This is a genomic window from Vibrio sp. D173a, assembly GCF_030248475.1.
The window spans coordinates 1-600 of sequence record NZ_JAHGAH010000466.1 but is presented as its reverse complement, the minus strand read 5'-3'; the positions used below and the strand labels follow the sequence as shown (position 1 = coordinate 600).

Below are 600 nucleotides of genomic sequence, written 5' to 3'. Positions count from 1 at the left end.
CCCGCCCACCGAAAGATTACCTGCTAGGCTTTATCCCATGGGGACATGTCAGCAGCGCTTATGGTTATGCTCAGGCGCAAGACCCTGCTTGGCAAGACTTTCAGAAAGCGACAGGACATGGTGGCTCTCGAACGCATTTTGATGACTCACTAATGTTCCTCGGCTGGTACACCAATGAAACGCGTCGTCAATTAGGGCTCTCTCTTTGGGACCCGTACAATCAGTATTTGGCTTATCACGAAGGTCGTGGTGGCTACAAACGTAAAACCTATAACAGCAAGCCGTCATTAATTAAGGTGGCGCGCAAAGTTGAGAAGCAAGCGAAAGATTATGGTTGGCAACTGAAACAGTGCCGCCAAGAACTGGAAGACAACCGGAGTTGGTTTTTCTAAACCGACCGTCATGGAGAAAAAGAATGCCTTTATTAGATAGTTTTACTGTGGATCACACACGCATGAATGCACCTGCAGTACGTGTGGCAAAAACGATGCAGACTCCTAAGGGAGATACGATCACAGTATTCGATTTACGTTTTACTGCACCCAATAAAGATATCCTGTCAGAGAAAGGAATTCACACTCTTGAGCACCTTTACGCTGG

General features: G+C 47.0%; 1 protein-coding gene and 1 pseudogene. Both read left to right on the top strand.

Features of this window, described 5'->3' with window-relative positions; translation table 11 throughout:
- Positions 1-392, top strand: a pseudogene (locus KIV40_RS26770) (hypothetical protein); the annotation flags it as partial.
- A gap of 23 nt (positions 393-415) precedes the next feature.
- Positions 416-600: S-ribosylhomocysteine lyase (locus KIV40_RS26765; RefSeq protein ID WP_285352218.1), on the top strand; the 185-nt coding region annotated here is incomplete at its 3' end.